A 16484-nucleotide genomic window follows, 5' to 3' on the forward strand; every position below is an offset into this window, starting at 1 on the left:
CTGGCTTCAAGCGCCGGGTTGCCAGGCATTGGCGATCCGGTGCGGCCACTTTCCGGGGGCCATCAGGATCACGTCGATCCTCACATCGTCACCCGGCCCCGTATACTTTCCCGCCAGAATTTCGGCAGCCCGCGCCACTCGCCGCAAACGGTGCGAATCGATTGCCCCGCCCAGTTGCCAGGCATCGCTGCGCCACTTCACTTCGACAAACGCAACCGTCCGGCCCTTGCGCGCAATCAGGTCCACCTCGCCCGCCTTGACCTTCACCCGCTCGGCGAGGATGCGCCACCCTCGCAGCCGGAGCCACCACGCCGCCAGCCATTCGGCCCGCCGGCCTTGCTGTTCGGCCTCGGCACGCTTCATCCTTTCAGCGCCATCGCCCGCGCGTAAAGCGCCTTGCGATCAAGCCCATATGCCTTGGCGACCTTTCCTGCGGCCTGCGAGGTCGACATCTCGGCCAGAGCCGCACGCAATTCCGCTTCGATCACATCGTCCTCGGGCGCATCAGCTTCACCCGGCGGGCCGATAAGGAGCACGATTTCGCCTTTGGGCGGCTGTGCCGAATAATGCGCTGCGAGATCGGCAGCAGAGCCGGATCGGCATTCCTCATGCAGCTTCGTCAGTTCCCTCGCCACCGCCACTTCGCGGCCCGGCAGGCGCTCGGCAATCGCTTCCAGCGACGCCACCAGCCTCGGTCCCGTCTCGTAGAACACCAGTGTCGCCGGAACGCTGGCGAGCTCGCCAAGCACATCGCCGCGGGCCTTGTCCTTGTTCGGCAGGAAGCCCGCGAACAGGAACCGGTCGGTTGGCAGTCCCGCCATCGACAAAGCGGTGACGACCGCACTGGCGCCCGGCAGCGAGGTGACGGCAATGCCGCGCGACTTGGCCTCGCGCACCAATCGGTAGCCAGGGTCCGAAATCAGCGGCGTGCCGGCGTCCGAAACAAGCGCCACCGCCTTCACCGCCATCTCCGCCAGCAGCGCCTCTCGCGCGCCCTCGCTCGCATGATCATCGTAACGCCGCATCGGCTTGTGCAAGCCCAGCAGATTCAGCAACTTGCCAGTGACCCGCGTATCCTCGCAGGCCACCAGATCACAGCGCTCAAGCGTGTCGATCGCGCGACGGGTCATGTCACCAAGATTGCCAATCGGCGTGGCTACAATATACAGACCGGGTGGTAGTGGTGACGTGTCCATGGGCTTCCAATGGACCGGGCAGAGCAGAGCGACAAGAGGGTGCTGCGGGAATGAACAACGGACAATCTGGCGAAAGCCGCATCTCGGGCCTTCGCCAATCGACCGGCGCGCTGTCGCGCAGGTGGGTGGTTACCGGAACGCTCGCTCTCCTCGCAGGCTGTACCGTCATCCCGAAGGGCACGGCCCCCATCACCGAGCCGACCGAGAAGGCCCCCGACGCCAACGTCCTGCCCACCGATGCAGGACGGCATCGCGTCGCCCTGCTCGTGCCGATGACCGGGCCCAACGCATCTGTCGGGCAATCGATCGCCAACGCTGCGACGATGGCGGTGCTCGATACCAACGCTGCCAATCTGCGCATCACCACCTATGACACCGCGCAGGGTGCAGGATCTGCGGCCTCGCGCGCGATTGCCGATGGCAACAAGCTGATCCTCGGCCCGCTGCTGTCGGACGACGTCGTCCTGGTCTCGAACGTGGCGCGCCCCGCCAAGGTGCCGATGATCACCTACTCGAACGACAGCGCAGTCGCATCGCGCGATGTCTTCGTGATGGGGCAGGCCCCCGGACAATCGATCGCCCGCGTCCTCGGCTTCGCCAAGTCACGCGGCATCAAGTCCGTCGCCGCGATCATCCCGACCGGCGATTACGGCCAGCGCGCCACCGCCGGACTGACCCAGGCCGCGCGAGCCAATGGCGTCGCTGTCACCGCCATCGAAACCTACGATCGCGGCAACACCTCGGTCGCCAGCGCGGTTCGCCGCGCCAAAGACAAGGGCAAGTTCGATGCCCTGCTCATTGCGGACGGCAGCCGCATCGCCCTTCAGGCAGGCCCTCTGGCAAAGGGCGTCAAACTGCTGGGTACTGAACTGTGGAGCGGTGAAGGAGCCATTGCGAAATCACCGGCCATGCGCGGTGCGTGGTTCGCCTCGGTCTCGGATGGCCGCTTCGGCCAGTTCGAAAAGAGCTACACCACCCGCTTCGGCGCAACGCCCTCGCGCCTTGCTACGCTCGGATACGACAGCATCCTGCTGACGCTGAACGTTGCCCGCAACTGGAAGCCGGGCACAACCTTCCCCACCGGCAAGCTCTACGATCCACAAGGCTTCATCGGCCTCGACGGCGTTTTCCGCTTCACCGCCAGCGGCATGGCCGAACGTGCGATGGAAGTGCGCGAGGTGGGCGCGGGCACCTTCGCCACCGTATCGCCTGCACCTGCGAAGTTCTAAGAGGTCCGAAAGGCGGGGATTTCGCCGGATAAGGCGGCTTCCCCGCTTGCGTGCGGATTCGGCGGCGTTCTATACCCGTTCGCATGTCCGACGACCTTTTTGACAAGCTCCCCGCCACCAGCGCCGCCGAAGCCTATGACGGTTCGGCCATCGAGGTCCTTGAAGGCCTCGAACCGGTCCGTCGCCGCCCCGGCATGTACATCGGCGGCACGGACGAGCGCGCGCTGCACCACCTCGCCGCCGAAGTGCTCGACAATGCGATGGACGAAGCGGTCGCCGGTCACGCCAACCGCATCGAGGTCACGCTCGAAGAAGGCAACCGGCTGACCATTTCGGACAACGGTCGCGGCATCCCCGTTGACGAGCACCCCAAGTATCCCGGCAAGTCCGCGCTCGAGGTCATTCTCACCACGCTGCATTCCGGCGGCAAGTTCTCCGGCAAGGCCTACGCCACCAGCGGCGGTCTGCACGGCGTCGGCGTCTCGGTCGTCAACGCCCTCTCCTCGCTCACCCGCATCGAGGTGGCGCGCAACAAGGAGCTCTACGCGCAGGAGTTTTCACGCGGTAATCCCACGACCAAGCTGATGAAGGTGGGCAATGCCCCCAACCGGCGCGGCACGCAGGTCACCTTCATCCCCGACCTCGAGATCTTCGGCGAAGACGCGAAGTTCAAGCCCGCCCGCCTGTTCCGGCTGGTCCGCTCGAAAGCCTATCTCTTCGCCGGCGTCGAGATCCGCTGGAAGTGCGCTGCCTCGCTGGTCAGCGAAGAGGTGCCCTCTGAAGCGGTGTTCCAGTTCCCCGGCGGTCTTGCCGATCACCTCGCAGAGCAGGTCTCGGGCCGCGAATGCGTCACCTCGGTGCCCTTCGCGGGCCGACAGGACTTCCCGCTCGGGCCGAATGGCGAGGAGAACGGCCGCGTCGAATGGGCCATCGCCTGGCCGCTTTGGTCCGACGGTTCCTACAGCTGGTACTGCAACACCATTCCCACGCCCGATGGCGGCACCCACGAACAGGGCCTGCGCGCGGCATTGACCAAGGGCATCCGCGCCTTCGCGGACCTGATCGGCCAGAAGAAGGCCAAGGACATCGCGCCCGAGGACATCATCACCGGCAGCGAGATCATGCTCTCGGTGTTCATCCGTGATCCGCAGTTCCAGAGCCAGACCAAGGACCGCCTCACCAGCCCCGAAGCGGCACGCATGGTCGAAGCCGCCGTGCGCGATCATTTCGATCACTTCCTCACCGACAACATGGACCGCGGCAAGGCCCTGCTCGGCGCGGTGATGGAGCGCATGGACGAACGCCTGCGCCGCAAGGCGGAGCGCGAGGTCAAGCGCAAGACCGCCACCAACGCCCGCAAGCTGCGCCTTCCCGGCAAGCTCACCGACTGTTCCGGCGAGGGCGAAGGCGAGACCGAACTGTTCATCGTTGAGGGTGACTCGGCAGGCGGCAGCGCCAAGCAGGCGCGGGACCGCAAGACGCAGGCAATCCTGCCCATCCGCGGCAAGATCCTCAACGTCGCCAGCGCCACGGCCGACAAGATTCGCGCCAATCAGGAAATCGCCGACCTCGCGCTCGCGCTCGGTTGCGGGATGCGCAAGGACTGCAATCCCGATGCGCTTCGCTATGACCGCGTGATCATCATGACCGACGCCGACGTCGACGGTGCGCACATCGCCACGCTGCTGATGACGTTCTTCTTCCAGGAAATGCCCGAGCTGGTGCGGCGCGGCCACCTCTACCTCGCCCAGCCTCCGCTCTACCGTCTGACCAGCGGCAGCACCTCGGCCTACGCCAAGGACGATGCCCACCGCGCCGAACTGGAAGCCACGAAATTCAAGGGCAAGAAGGTCGAAGTCGGCCGCTTCAAGGGCCTCGGCGAAATGAACCCGCAGCAGTTGCGCGAAACCACCATGGCGCCTGCCACCCGCAACCTCATCCGCATCACCCTGCCGCCCGAATACGAAGGTCGGGCGGCGGTGAAGGAGCTGGTCGACCGCCTGATGGGCCGCGATCCCGCCCAGCGCTTCATGTTCATCCAGAACCGCGCGAGCGAGATCGATCCGGAGTTGATTGACGCTTAGTTTGCTCGCTTTCCCGATCCGGGGAAACGAACAGCGTCAGCCATGCTTGTCTTGCGCCAGATTCTCAGGTTGCACGGTCCATTCCGGCGGGTTGTCATTCGGCTCGTCGGCTTCTGCGGCATCCTTGGTAGGATGCACCCGCCCCGCGGCGTGATGGACCGGCGCATAGATCGTATAGAGCTGGATCGGCTCGTCCCCGGTGTTGGTCACGTTGTGCCAGGTGCCCGCCGGCACCAACACGCACCAGCCGTCTGACACCTCCTGCTCGAACGTCAGTTCGTGTTCGGAGGGCCCCATCTGCACCCGGCCCTTGCCTGCGTCGATGCGCAGGAACTGGTCCGTTTCAGGATGCGCTTCCAGTCCGATGTCGCCGCCCACCGGGATCGACATCAGGGTGACTTGCAAGTACCGGCCCGTCCAGGCCACGGAGCGATAATCGCGATTGGCCTTTGTCGCCTCTTCGATGTCGAATGCCTGAGCCTTGGGGCCAATGTCCTCGATCCGCTCTCCACCGTCCGCCATGAAACGATCCTTCCGAGTTACAGTGCGACCGCAAAACCCGCTGCTACAGGTCCGGTTCCGGACCACGGCGCATTCGCGCTCAACCGTCTGCCTGTTGCAGAGGATCGGCCTTTTTCGCCCGGAAATCAAACCGTATCCGCACCCACTCGCCGATCTGCGGCTTCCCGTTCACCCTTGGCGGGCGCACCAGGAATTGCCAGCTCGCCTGCCGGATCGCGCGCGCAAGGCCTGACCCCGGCGGACTTTCGCCAAGCTCCTGACAATCCTCGACGTGATACTTGTCGATGGTCTTGCACGCGATCATCGCCCAGTCGCCCTGCATCCGGCGCTGCGGCAGGTAGGGGCCGATCTCGGCATCGGTCGGTTCGCGATACCATTGCGCAGCATAGAGCCTCACCCCGCCCGGTCCCTGCCCGACGCTGGCGGAATCGCCCGGAGCGCCTGCACTCGCCTGCTGCCCACCGCCGGAATCCGCGCGCTTCATCCTGCTGATGTCTGTCGCCCGGTAATCGTTGCGCGAAAGTTCGATGAAACCCTCGGGCCATTCCACCTTGCCCGGCACCGGAACCGGCGGCGGCGCATTCACCGGCTGGGCGGCGGCCGCCACCGCCTTCTGCGCCTGCTTCTGTTGCTTCTGCTCCTGCTTCTCGGCCTTCTTCTTGTCCTGACCGTCCGCCGAAAGGTCGATCGCCGTCAGGTGCGAACCCTTGCCGTCTCCGAACCCGGTAACGGCGCCCATCCGCCACATGATCAGGAACACCAGCAAGGTCGTGACTGCGGCCACGGCCATCGCCCCCGCCCGCTCGCGCGGGGAGGCCTGATAGCCCTGCTTTGCCAGAAGATTGCGCGACGCGACCATTGCGCGCCTCGCTACACGCCCCGAATTGCGGCGGCAATCGGCAAGACCGCCGGTGAGCGTGCGGCGACAATTTGACACTTGTTTAAGGTGACGCCAGCGTCAGATAAACAGCCTGTTCCTGACACCTCCGTCATCTACCGGCACCAAAACTGACACAAGGTTCAGGAAAGCATCCCCCCTTGCGCAGAGCGGCGGGCCGCCTTATCGCTTAACCGAACGATTAAGCACACAGGAACCGCCGATGCGCTTTGAAGGCACCAGCAACTACGTCGCTACCGAAGATCTCAAGGTCGCCGTCAACGCAGCCGTGCTGCTGCGCCGTCCGCTGCTGGTCAAGGGAGAACCCGGCACCGGCAAGACCGTGCTTGCCCATGAAATCGCCAAGGCGGTGAACGCGCCGCTCATCGAATGGAACGTGAAATCCACGACCAAGGCGCAGCAAGGCCTTTACGAGTACGACGCCGTCGCCCGCCTGCGCGATGGCCAGCTTGGCGACGAGCGCGTCCATGACATCAGCAACTACATCAAGAAGGGCAAGCTGTGGGAAGCGTTCACCGCGCCCAAGCTCCCCGTCCTGCTGATCGACGAGATCGACAAGGCCGACATCGAGTTCCCGAACGACCTCCTGCAGGAACTCGATCGCATGAGCTTCGACGTCTACGAGACGCAGGAGCGCATCGAGGCCAAGGAACGCCCGATCGTCGTCATCACCTCGAACAACGAGAAGGAACTGCCCGACGCCTTCCTGCGCCGTTGCTTCTTCCACTACATCAAGTTCCCCGATCGCGAGACGATGCAGGCGATCATCGACGTCCACTTCCCCGGCATCCAGAAGACGCTGGTCAGCAAGGCGATGGAAGTGTTCTACGAAATCCGCGAAGTGCCCGGCCTCAAGAAGAAGCCCAGCACTTCCGAACTGCTCGACTGGCTCAAGCTCTTGCTCAACGAGGACATGCCCTTGGACGTCCTCCAGAACCGCGACCCGACCAAGGCGATCCCGCCCCTGCACGGTGCCCTGCTCAAGAACGAGCAGGACATCATGCTGTTCGAACGCCTCGCCTTCATGTCGCGCCGGCCGGGGAACTGATCCTGATACGTCCCCACCGTTGCCGGTGGGGACGCCACAAGATCAATCGCGCCGTCCGAGCTGCTCCAGCTCGACTTGCTCGAACATCTGCTGAACTGCCGGCCGCGCCTTGATCTGCTCGATCCAGCGCACCAGGTGCGGCGTGTCCTGCTTGTTGACCAGCTCGGCAAAACCGAACTGCATGCCGTTGGCGATGGCGAAGTTGCAGATGTCGGCCAGCGTGTATTGCCCCGGCACCAGCCATTCGTGATCGGCAAGATGGTCGTCCAGCTTGCGTACCGAATAGCTGATCTTGCGCATTTCCTCGTCGAGCATGTCCTGCGGGAAGCCTTCGCGCGCTCGCCGCCACTTCACCTGCTGCTCCACGACCGGAATCGCCTTCACCTTCTCCTCGAACTCGGCATCGCTCAGGCCCTTGACCATGTTGCCGACATAGCGGTGCCAGCCGATCGTCGAGACGCACCAGCAGAAGTACTCGTCGACCCACTTCGTCCAGATCCGCATTTGCGCGCGGCCAAAGCTGTCTGCAGGCCGTAGCGAGACTTCGGTCGGATACTCGTCCTCAAGGTACTCGCAGATCACCGTCGACTCGGTGACGACCTTGTCGCCATCGACAAGTGCCGGCACCTGCCCGCGCGGATTGATCGCCTTGAACCAGTCGGTGTGGTGCTCGAACTTGGCGGGATCGAGCCGATGCTTCTCGACATCGAGGCCCTTTTCGAACACCGTCAGCAACGGCTTCATCGAATTGGCGGCGGGTCCGAAACTGTAGAGCTTGAGCGTCATGGCGTTATCCTCTCCGAATGGACCCACCATAAACAATTGTATGTAACACTAACAATACCCAATCGCCGAAAGACGCAAAGGAAGCTTGTCCCATGCCCTACTCCGGCCAGTGCGCTTGCGGGTCCGTCCGCCTCGAAATCACCGGCGAGCCCATCGCCACGCGCCAGTGCTGGTGCCGCCAATGCCAGCAGATCGCGACCGGCGGCCCGACCAACAATGCCATCTTCCGGGCCGATGACGTGTCGATCTCCGGCGAACTGGCCCACAACGCCTGGCCCGCTGCCAGCGGCAACACGCTGACCTTCCACTTCTGCCCGTCCTGCGGCACGCAGATCTTCGGGCAAAGCTCGGCACGCCTGCATCTCAAGACAGTCCGCTTCGGCGCTCTCGATGCAGGCCATGGCCTGAAGCCCGAAGTGGTGATCTGGACCGACGATGCGCCCGCGTGGGCCGTGATCGATCCGGCACTGGAAAGCTGGCCGCAACAGCCCCCCGCGCCGCCGACGAACTGAGCCAAGAGGCCGGCTGGGCACTTGCCTCCCTGCCAAGTTCGGCGCGTGTTGTCCGTTGCTGCACAGGTCAAAAGCAGGCCTTGCCCATCGCTCCCGCACCGCTTAATCATCCGGTTAAGTCAAAGGAGCGGCTCCGGTGTTTTTCAATTTCGTCGACGAACTGCGCGCCGCTGGTATTCCGGCCAGCTTCAAGGAGCACCTCGTGCTGCTCGAGGCGCTGGAAAAGGACGTGATCGAGCAGACGCCGGAAGCCTTCTACTACCTCAGCCGCGCCACCTTCGTGAAGGACGAAGGCCTGCTGGACCGCTTCGACCAGGTGTTCAACAAGGTCTTCAAGGGCCTGCTCACCGACTATGGCCAGCGTCCGGTCGACATCCCCGAGGACTGGCTAAAGGCCGTCGCCGAGAAGTTCCTGTCCGAAGAAGAGATGGAAAAGATCAAGTCCCTCGGTTCGTGGGAGGAGATCATGGAGACGCTCAAGAAGCGTCTCGAGGAGCAGGAAAAGCGTCACCAAGGCGGCAACAAGTGGATCGGCACTGGCGGCACCAGCCCGTTCGGCAATTCCGGCTACAACCCCGAAGGCGTCCGCATCGGCGGCGAAAGCAAGCACAAGCGCGCAGTAAAGGTCTGGGAAAAGCGCGAATTCGCCAATCTCGACAACACCCGCGAACTCGGCACCCGCAACATCAAGATTGCGCTGCGCCGCCTGCGCCGTTTTGCCCGTGAAGGCGCGGCCGACGAACTCGATCTCGACGGCACCATCGAAGGCACTGCGCGGCAGGGCTGGCTCGACATCCGGATGCGCCCGGAAAAGCGCAATGCGGTCAAGCTCCTGCTGTTCCTCGATGTCGGCGGATCGATGGACCCGTTCATCAAGCTGGTCGAGGAACTGTTCAGCGCCGCCACCGCGGAATTCAAGAACATGGAGTTCTTCTACTTCCACAACTGCCTCTACGAAGGCGTGTGGAAGGACAACAAGCGCCGCTGGTCGGACCGCACCAAGACTTGGGACATCCTCCACAAGTTCGGCCACGATTACAAAGTGATATTCGTCGGCGACGCGGCGATGAGCCCCTACGAGATCAGCCATCCCGGCGGTAGCGTCGAACACTTCAACGAGGAAGCGGGCGCGGTGTGGATGCATCGCGTGGCGCAGACCTACCCGGCCACCGTCTGGCTCAATCCCGTGCCGGAAAAGCAGTGGACCTATTCCCAGTCCACCAAGATGATCAAGGACCTGATCGGCGGCAGCATGTACCCCCTGACTCTCGAGGGACTCGACGGGGCCATGCGCGAACTCACCCGCAAGAAACACTGAACTCCCGGAGGCAAGAGTTGAGCGAAGCGATCCTCTCGACACGCACGGCGGAGGGTCGCCATGACCTCGTGCTCAACCGCCCCGACAAGTTCAATGCCTTGTCCGAATCCGTCCTCGCCGCACTGAAGGCGGAGCTCTCCCACATCGCCGCAGACGATGGCGCGCGCGTCGTCGTCATCTCCGGCGCAGGCAAGGCGTTCTGCGCAGGACATGACCTAGCCGAGATGCAGGCCGACCGCCGCCTCGATGCGTATCGCCAGCTCTTCGCCGCCTGTACCGAAGTCATGGAAGCGATCACCGCGCTGCCTGTTCCGGTCATCGCCCGCGTCCACGGCGTGGCTACGGCGGCAGGATGCCAGCTGGTTGGCGCGTGCGACTTGGCCGTCGCATCCGAAACCGCGCGCTTTGCCGTCTCGGGCATCAACGTCGGCCTGTTCTGTTCGACGCCAGCCGTCGCACTCAGCCGCAACGTGCCCGCCAAGCGTGCGTTCGAGATGCTGGTCACCGGCAAATTCATCGACGCCCGCACCGCCGCAGACTGGGGCCTCGTCAACACTGTAGCCGCCCCCGAGGACCTTGATGTTGCGGTCGACGATCTCGTGGCCACGATCGTCGCCAAGAACCCCGACGCCATCCGTCGCGGCAAGGCGCTGTTCCATGCCCAGCGCGAACGCCCGCGCCGTGAAGCCTACGACCTTGCCTGCGAAGTCATGGCGCAGAACATGATGGACGAGAACACCGACGAGGGCATAAACGCATTTCTTGAAAAGCGCCCGCCAGTCTGGCGCAAGAACTGACGGCAGAACTGTCCAGATCGTTGGCAATTTGTATTGTTCCCACCGGAAATCCCGTTACTCGTCGGCATGACTGAGGGGGATTTTCCATGAAGCTGAAGAATACTCTGGCGTGCCTTGCTGCGGCCTCGCTGGTTCTGCAACCCGTGGCCGCGCTGGCAGCAGATGCCCCGCCTCCCCCGGCAACCGCCAAGGCCCCCGTCGGCCCTTCGGCCTTCGTACGTTGCGACGGCTTCCCCAACAAGGCCTCGACACTCGGGACCGTCGCCCGCCTCGTCGCCATTACCGCAGTGATCGGCCTGCTGCTGCCGCAACGCGAAGCCTATGATCCGAAGAAGCGCGAAAATGGCGCGGATGGCGTGAAGGCCTGCGACGAAGCGCTGTCGGGTGCCGAACCGGCCAAGGACGGTGGTCGCCGCATCGAACTGATCTTCGGCCGCGCGATCCACCGCATGGAGATGCAGGACTGGGACGGCGCAATCGCCGATATCAACTCGGTCAGCACCGACCAACCCGATCTCACCGCCACGCTTGCCTACAAGCAAAGCCTCGGCCTGACCGCGATCGAGCTGCGCGCCATGGCGCTGACCGGCAAGGGCGATTTCGCCGGTGCCCACGCCCTCGGCCTCGAACTGGCCAATCAGGCTCCCTTCGACATCAAGGCGCAATTGTCGTCGTTGCAGTATCTTGCCCTGGCGCGCTCTTACGGTCCCGCCGAGATGGTCGTCTACGATCAGGCCAGCCGCGCCTTCCCGCTCGCCCTGCTGGATCGTGCAGCGGCGCGCGCCGTCGATGGGCGGTTCCTCGAAGCGGCGTCCGACTACAAGGCCTTCTCCGACCTCGTCGGCAGCATCCCCAAGGCGCGCGGCTATCCCTCGCTCGCGCGTTCGGCCATCGCCTATCGCCTCGGCGGGAATGCCACCGAGGGCGACAAGCTCCTCAAGCTCGCCCTCGCCGCCGCCGAAGCCGATGCCGCCCAAGGCAAGACCGATACCCCGGTCACCGCCGCCAACGAGGCGAACGATCTCTACGCCATTCTCGTAGCGCTCGATTCAGGCCAGGCGATGCGGGCGCGCACACTCTTCTCTGCGCGCACGCGCTGGCCGACCATTTCTGCCGGTCTCGTGGCCGGGGTCGCAGCGAGGCTCGAGACGGTCGGCACCGCAGCAGAGCGCGCCAACACGCCGATCCCCACGGCCAAGGAAGTTCTTGCCGCCGATCAGGCCCGCGTCGCCGCGCAGATCAACAACACCGGCGATGACAACTCCGACCGGTTCGATACCTATCGCTGGGCCTTCGCCCAGACCGACTTCGGCAAGTTTGCGGCAAACGTCTGGAAGACCGACAAGTCGCGCTACGTGACCACGCCGAAGAAGGACATCGAGTACGGCGAATTCGTCGACACCTCCCGCAACGGCACCGGCACGCCCGCAGGCTATGCCCTGCTGCTGCATCTGGCGCTGCTCACCAAGGCTCGCGGCCACAGCCATTTCATGATGATGCCGGCCCAGTCCACGGTCTATCGCGGCATGTTCCGCACCGGCACGCCGGGCGATGGCAAGGTCTTTGCCGAAATGGCCTACGATCCGGACAAGGTCATTGCCGCCCTCTCCCCGCTGATTCCGCAGCCTGTGAAGAAGTAACGATCCCGGCCCCCAAAGCCTTAGCGCGCACAAAACGCGTATTGCCCATCGACGCCTGATCTCCATTCTCCGGCAAAACCCGAAACGGTTGCCGGAGACCTGGACGATGAAGCGCCGCCTTGCTGCTGCCTGCCTGTGCCTGACCATCCTCGCTGCCGGTCCGGCTCCGGTCTCGGCGCAGGAGGTTGTGTCGGCAGCGAAGCCGCTGGTCGCTCCGGATTTCAGGGTCCCTGTCGAGACCATCGGCCCCGGCTTCAGGCTCGTCCCCCTCGGCCCCGATCTCGTGAAGATCGATTTCGAGGCCTACATGTCCTCGATCGAGCACCTGCAGCAGACCTTCACCCGCAGCACCGCCTGGCCGCATCCCGGCATCACCGACGCCGAAGCGATGGTCGACATGGAGACCGAGCAAGCCCGCTTCGCCCACCGCAAGTCGTTCGCCTATGCGGTCCTCACGCCCGACGGCAAGCGCGAGCGCGGCTGCGTCTATGTCCAGCCCAGCCCGGTCCCCGGCTACGGCGCGGTAGTGCGGATGTGGGTGACGAAGGCGGAATACGACGCCGGTTTCGATGCGCAGCTGCAGGCGTGGGTCATGCAGTGGATGACAAAGGACTGGCCCTTCGCGAAAGTCGCCTATCCCGGCCGCACGATCAGCTGGGATCATTGGGACGCGCTGGTTCCTCGCAAGGCACAATAGCCCATCCGCCAAATCCTTGACTCCCTCAAAGCATCTGCCAGCCTTCGCCCGGATCGATCAGCGGGGGTGATCGTGGCAGGGCATACCTTGGAAGACCGCAAGCTGGCGCGCCGCGCGGTCATTGCCGCGACCACCGGCAACGCGCTCGAATTCTACGATTTCATCACCTTCAGCTTTTTCGCCATCCAGATCGGCAAGGTGTTCTTTCCCTCGGAAGACCCTTTCGTCAGCCTGATGGCCTCGCTCGCCACGTTCGGAGTCGGCTTCATCGGTCGTCCGCTCGGGGCATGGGCAATTGGCGCATGGGCCGACCGGCATGGCCGCAAGCCCGCGATGCTGCTGAGCATGACCCTGATGGGGCTGTCGGTGGCCGTGCTTGCCCTCACCCCGTCCTATGCCAGCATTGGCGCAGCAGCCCCGGTGATCGTGGTGCTGGCGCGCCTGATGCAGGGCTTTGCGCTTGGCGGCGAGGTCGGCTCGGCCACGACCTACATGTTGGAAACCGCGCAGGATCATCGCCGCGGCTGGTCGATCAGCTGGCAAGGCGCGAGCCAGGCCATTGCCTCCTCCGCCGGATCGCTGGTCGGCCTAGGTCTCAGCTTGGTCCTCACGCCCGAACAACTCACCGACTGGGGCTGGCGCGTGGCGCTGCTGCTCGGCACGGTAATCGTCCCGTTCTCGCTGTGGATCCGCCGCTCTCTGCCCGAAACCATCCACGCACCGGACCATCTGCCCGCCGGCCACGTTCCTGCCGGAGTGTGGCGCACGGTCATCCTCGGCGCGATGATGATCTCCGGCGCCACCATCGCCACCTACCTGTTCAACTACATGGCGACTTACGGCCAGAACACGCTCGGCTATTCCGCCAGCGTCTCCCTGGGCAGCACGCTAGCGGTCAACGTCGCGCGCTTCTTCTCGATCCTGCTCGGCGGCTGGATGAGCGACCGTTTCGGGCGCAGACCGCTGATGATCTGGCCGACACTCGCCTTCACGCTGGCGATCGTCCCCGCTTACGTCACGTTGACCGGCGCGCACGATCCGGCAATGTTCATTGCCGTCAACGGCCTGCTCGCCTTCGTCTCGACGCTGCCGAGCGGCGCCATCTACGCCGCCATTGCCGAAAGCCTGCCCAAGGCCAGCCGCGCCCGCACTTTTGCACTGGTCTATGCCCTGCCCGTCACGTTTCTCGGCGGTTCGACACAACTGGTGATCACCTGGCTGCTCAAGGTCACCGGCAATCCGATGGCCGTCGCGTGGTACATGGCGGGCTCGGCCTGCGTTGCGCTGCTGGCCATGGTCCTGATCCACGAGAGCGCCCCCGCCCGAAGCAAGGCTGCCCCCGTTTGATCAATCTGGCCTGATCAATAGAGCAGGAAGCGCCCCCGCTCCTCGATCCACGCCGCTTCATCGGCCCCCGCAATCGCATCCAGATCAGCGGGAACGCTGGCCGCATCGTCCACCCATTCGCGCAGCGCCGTGCCGCCGTTGATCACGTCGATCGCCAGCTTGTCGAACACGTACTCGTAAGGGAAGTCGCGCCAGATCGGGTAGTCGGGATAGAGCCTGCGGATCGCCTTGAACGCCAGCGCCTGCAGCCGCCACGGACGGAACGCGTGGTGATCGTAGAAGGCACCCTCGGCGTGGATCATCAGCGCGCTGCACAAAGTCTTGGCGTGCTTGTGGAACGTCGGCTCGAACCAGCATTCGCGGATCGCGCAGCCCTGCATCCACTGCGGCGCAAAGGCGCGCATTTCGGCAAGCACGGCCTTGGCATCCACATCCGGCGCACCGAACAGCACTTCCAGCGGTCGCGTCGTCCCGCGCCCTTCGGAAAGCGTCGCCCCCTCGATCATCACCGTCCCGGCATAGGCCCGCGCCATGTTAAGGCTGGCGGCATTGGGCGATGGGTTGACCCAGATCCGGCTCTGGGGCCAACCGAAACCGGCGCCCTCAGGCTCCCAACCTTGCATCGTGATCACGCGATAATCCACGTCGAGCCCGAAGTGCTTCACGAACCACGCGCCCATCTCGCCCAGCGTCATCCCGTGCCGCATCGGCATCGGCCCTGCGCCGACGAAGCTCTCCCACCCCGGCAGCAGCGTGGTCCCCTCCACCGGGCGACCCGCCGGATTGGGCCGGTCAAGCACCCACACCGCCTTGCCTGTCCCGCTCGCAGCTTCGAGCAGATAGAGCAGCGTCGTGACGAAGGTGTAGATGCGGCAGCCCAGGTCCTGCAGGTCAAACAGGAACACGTCCGCCGTGTCCATCATCTGCGCGGTCGGGCGGCGCACTTCGCCATAAAGGCTGAACACCGGAATCCCATAAGTCGGGTCCAGCTCGTCCGCCGTCTCGACCATGTTGTCCTGCTTGTCGCCCTTCAGCCCATGCTGCGGCCCGAAAGCAGAAGTCACGTTCACCCCCGCCGCGATCAGCGCGTCGAGCGAATGGACAAGGCCCTCGGTCACCGAAGCCGGATGGGCAACGAGCGCAACGCGCTTGCCTTCAAGCGGCTTCCTCAGGGCGGGGTCGGCAAGCAGCCGGTCGATACCGAATTTCATGGCGCGCTCGGTGCCTCAAGGTGGCTTGCGAAGCAAGATCCGTGGTGGAAATCGGGCCGGTCCTCGCGGTGCGCGATGGCCCAGTAGGACTTGTGCCCGCCCTCCTCCTCGATCACCGCCGTCAACCCGATCTTTGCCGGAAGCCGCGACAGCGCGGCAGTCGGCATGGCAACGTCGAAGATCAGCACTGACTGCCCCCGGCGCGGCGTGCACACCGGCGCGCGGGGCATCGCCCTTTCCGCCATGCCCTCGCGGTAGCCCGAAAAATCGTAGGCCGCCCATTGCTGCGACGGGGAAAAATTGAACTCCGCATAGCCCTCGCCATCAGGAGCCCTGACGAAAAGCTCGAAGCAGGTCGCCTGCCACAACCCGTCTGCGCGCGCGCGCCCCGCGAAGGCAGGAAGCACAAGCCGCTGCGCCCCTTCCACCCGCCAGCGCAGCGTCAACCACTGCGCATCAACGGAAAGGACCCGCGCCTCGACCGAGGCAACTGCAACAGGCGGATGAGAGGGATGGCTGGACAAGCTTGGCACAAGCATGGAGTAAGCGGAGGACGGGAGACATTGCAATGACGGGACTTCGCACATTCACCACTCTTTGCGGTGCCGCGCTGGCGCTTTCCGCCGGCGAGGCGGTGGCGCGCGAATTCCCTATCGGCGGCGGGATCAGGATCACCCTCGGTGACAGCTGGACCGGCACGTCGATGCAGAACCCGGCAATGCGCTTCCCCGGCATGAAGGACATGATGGACGATGCCACCGAAAGCCGCCTGCGCGGCCCCGGCTCCGGCGTGCTGGTCTCCTACATGAAGTTCAAGACCGACAAGCCCGCCAAGGACGTCGCCATCGACGACGGTGCAAACGTCGCGAAGTCGGCAAAGACGATCTACGGCTCGCAGGCCGCCGAAGCCGAGCCGGTTCCAACCGTCCACCGCAACGGCGATACGGTGCGGGCCTATGTCACGCTTCACCCCAAGCCCGGTGCGGGTTTCAATGTCGCCCCGGGGTACCCTACCGGCTGCGTCACCACCGGTACGATCCGGCTCGGCGCAGCAATCCACAACGTCTCGATCGCCTCCGAAAGCTGCGAGAGTGCCGGCCATCAGGAAGCGGTCGCCGCCATCTTCGAAGTGGGCGCACAGTAATCCCGCCATCCAACCCCAGCCGGGCACTTTGTTTGCACGTACGGTCGTGCTAGGC

17 protein-coding genes are annotated in these 16484 nt (G+C 64.5%); 10 read left to right on the forward strand and 7 right to left on the reverse strand.

Translation table 11 applies throughout. From position 1 onward, the window contains the following. Positions 1-6 precede the first annotated feature (6 nt). Together I2488_RS03910 and rsmI are read right to left on the reverse strand one after the other, a co-directional pair. Positions 7-363 carry a YraN family protein gene (locus I2488_RS03910; protein WP_196274501.1) on the reverse strand — a complete coding sequence of 119 codons (357 nt, stop codon included), beginning with the start codon at positions 361-363 and terminating at the stop codon, positions 7-9. Then, positions 360-1196 (reverse strand): 16S rRNA (cytidine(1402)-2'-O)-methyltransferase, encoded by an 837-nt coding sequence (rsmI, locus tag I2488_RS03915; RefSeq protein ID WP_196274502.1) that lies wholly within the window; start codon positions 1194-1196, stop codon positions 360-362. The genes I2488_RS03910 and rsmI overlap by 4 nt, the downstream gene beginning before the upstream one ends. Positions 1197-1246: 50 nt before the next feature. On the opposite strand from rsmI, the gene I2488_RS03920 reads away from it, so the two are divergent. Further along, a complete protein-coding gene (locus I2488_RS03920; protein WP_196274503.1) occupies positions 1247-2425 on the forward strand; it encodes a penicillin-binding protein activator in 1179 nt (392 codons plus the stop codon). 83 nt (positions 2426-2508) lie between these two features. Further along, a complete protein-coding gene (parE, locus tag I2488_RS03925) occupies positions 2509-4509 on the forward strand; it encodes a DNA topoisomerase IV subunit B (protein WP_196274504.1) in 2001 nt (666 codons plus the stop codon). Positions 4510-4545: 36 nt separating this feature from the next. Here parE and I2488_RS03930 read toward each other — a convergent pair whose 3' ends face one another. Beyond that, positions 4546-5031: a cupin domain-containing protein gene (locus I2488_RS03930; protein ID WP_196274505.1), complete on the reverse strand. Its 486-nt coding sequence runs from the start codon at positions 5029-5031 to the stop codon at positions 4546-4548. Between the two features lie 79 nt (positions 5032-5110). Next, a complete protein-coding gene (locus I2488_RS03935) occupies positions 5111-5890 on the reverse strand; it encodes a hypothetical protein (RefSeq protein ID WP_196274506.1) in 780 nt (259 codons plus the stop codon). 241 nt (positions 5891-6131) lie between these two features. Here I2488_RS03935 and I2488_RS03940 point away from each other — a divergent pair, with 241 nt between their 5' ends. Next, the gene (locus I2488_RS03940) at positions 6132-6977 is read left to right on the forward strand and encodes an AAA family ATPase (RefSeq protein ID WP_196274507.1); all 846 of its coding nucleotides are present in this window, start codon (positions 6132-6134) and stop codon (positions 6975-6977) included. Between the two features lie 42 nt (positions 6978-7019). On the opposite strand, the gene I2488_RS03945 is transcribed toward I2488_RS03940, so the two are convergent. Further along, positions 7020-7763 carry a glutathione S-transferase family protein gene (locus tag I2488_RS03945; RefSeq protein WP_246465469.1) on the reverse strand — a complete coding sequence of 248 codons (744 nt, stop codon included), beginning with the start codon at positions 7761-7763 and terminating at the stop codon, positions 7020-7022. Positions 7764-7855: 92 nt separating this feature from the next. Here I2488_RS03945 and I2488_RS03950 point away from each other — a divergent pair, with 92 nt between their 5' ends. The 6 genes from I2488_RS03950 to I2488_RS03975 all read left to right on the forward strand — a co-directional run bounded on the left by I2488_RS03950 (position 7856) and on the right by I2488_RS03975 (position 14074). Then, complete coding sequence (locus I2488_RS03950) at positions 7856-8275, forward strand: GFA family protein (RefSeq protein WP_196274509.1); 420 nt, start codon at positions 7856-7858, stop codon at positions 8273-8275. Between the two features lie 136 nt (positions 8276-8411). Continuing rightward, entirely contained in the window at positions 8412-9593 is a 1182-nt protein-coding gene (locus I2488_RS03955; RefSeq protein WP_196274510.1) for a VWA domain-containing protein, read from the forward strand. A 17-nt stretch (positions 9594-9610) separates the two neighbouring features. Beyond that, positions 9611-10390 carry an enoyl-CoA hydratase gene (locus I2488_RS03960; protein WP_196274511.1) on the forward strand — a complete coding sequence of 260 codons (780 nt, stop codon included), beginning with the start codon at positions 9611-9613 and terminating at the stop codon, positions 10388-10390. Positions 10391-10476: 86 nt separating this feature from the next. After that, positions 10477-12030, forward strand: coding sequence for a tetratricopeptide repeat protein (locus I2488_RS03965; RefSeq protein ID WP_196274512.1), 1554 nt, complete (start codon positions 10477-10479; stop codon positions 12028-12030). Between the two features lie 106 nt (positions 12031-12136). Further along, entirely contained in the window at positions 12137-12727 is a 591-nt protein-coding gene (locus I2488_RS03970; protein WP_196274513.1) for a twin-arginine translocation pathway signal protein, read from the forward strand. Between the two features lie 72 nt (positions 12728-12799). Next, on the forward strand, positions 12800-14074 hold the full coding sequence (locus tag I2488_RS03975) for an MFS transporter (protein ID WP_196274514.1): 1275 nt from the start codon (positions 12800-12802) through the stop codon (positions 14072-14074). 14 nt (positions 14075-14088) lie between these two features. Here I2488_RS03975 and I2488_RS03980 read toward each other — a convergent pair whose 3' ends face one another. Both I2488_RS03980 and I2488_RS03985 read right to left on the reverse strand, forming a co-directional pair. Beyond that, positions 14089-15285, reverse strand: coding sequence for an exo-beta-N-acetylmuramidase NamZ family protein (locus I2488_RS03980; RefSeq protein ID WP_196274515.1), 1197 nt, complete (start codon positions 15283-15285; stop codon positions 14089-14091). Continuing rightward, a complete protein-coding gene (locus I2488_RS03985) occupies positions 15282-15818 on the reverse strand; it encodes a DOMON-like domain-containing protein (RefSeq protein WP_425492352.1) in 537 nt (178 codons plus the stop codon). Before I2488_RS03985 ends, I2488_RS03980 begins: the two co-directional genes overlap by 4 nt. A 35-nt stretch (positions 15819-15853) precedes the next feature. Here I2488_RS03985 and I2488_RS03990 point away from each other — a divergent pair, with 35 nt between their 5' ends. Then, entirely contained in the window at positions 15854-16429 is a 576-nt protein-coding gene (locus I2488_RS03990; RefSeq protein WP_196274517.1) for a hypothetical protein, read from the forward strand. Positions 16430-16484: the final 55 nt, after the last annotated feature.

The organism is Novosphingobium jiangmenense, from assembly GCF_015694345.1.
Taxonomy (GTDB): domain Bacteria; phylum Pseudomonadota; class Alphaproteobacteria; order Sphingomonadales; family Sphingomonadaceae; genus Novosphingobium; species Novosphingobium jiangmenense.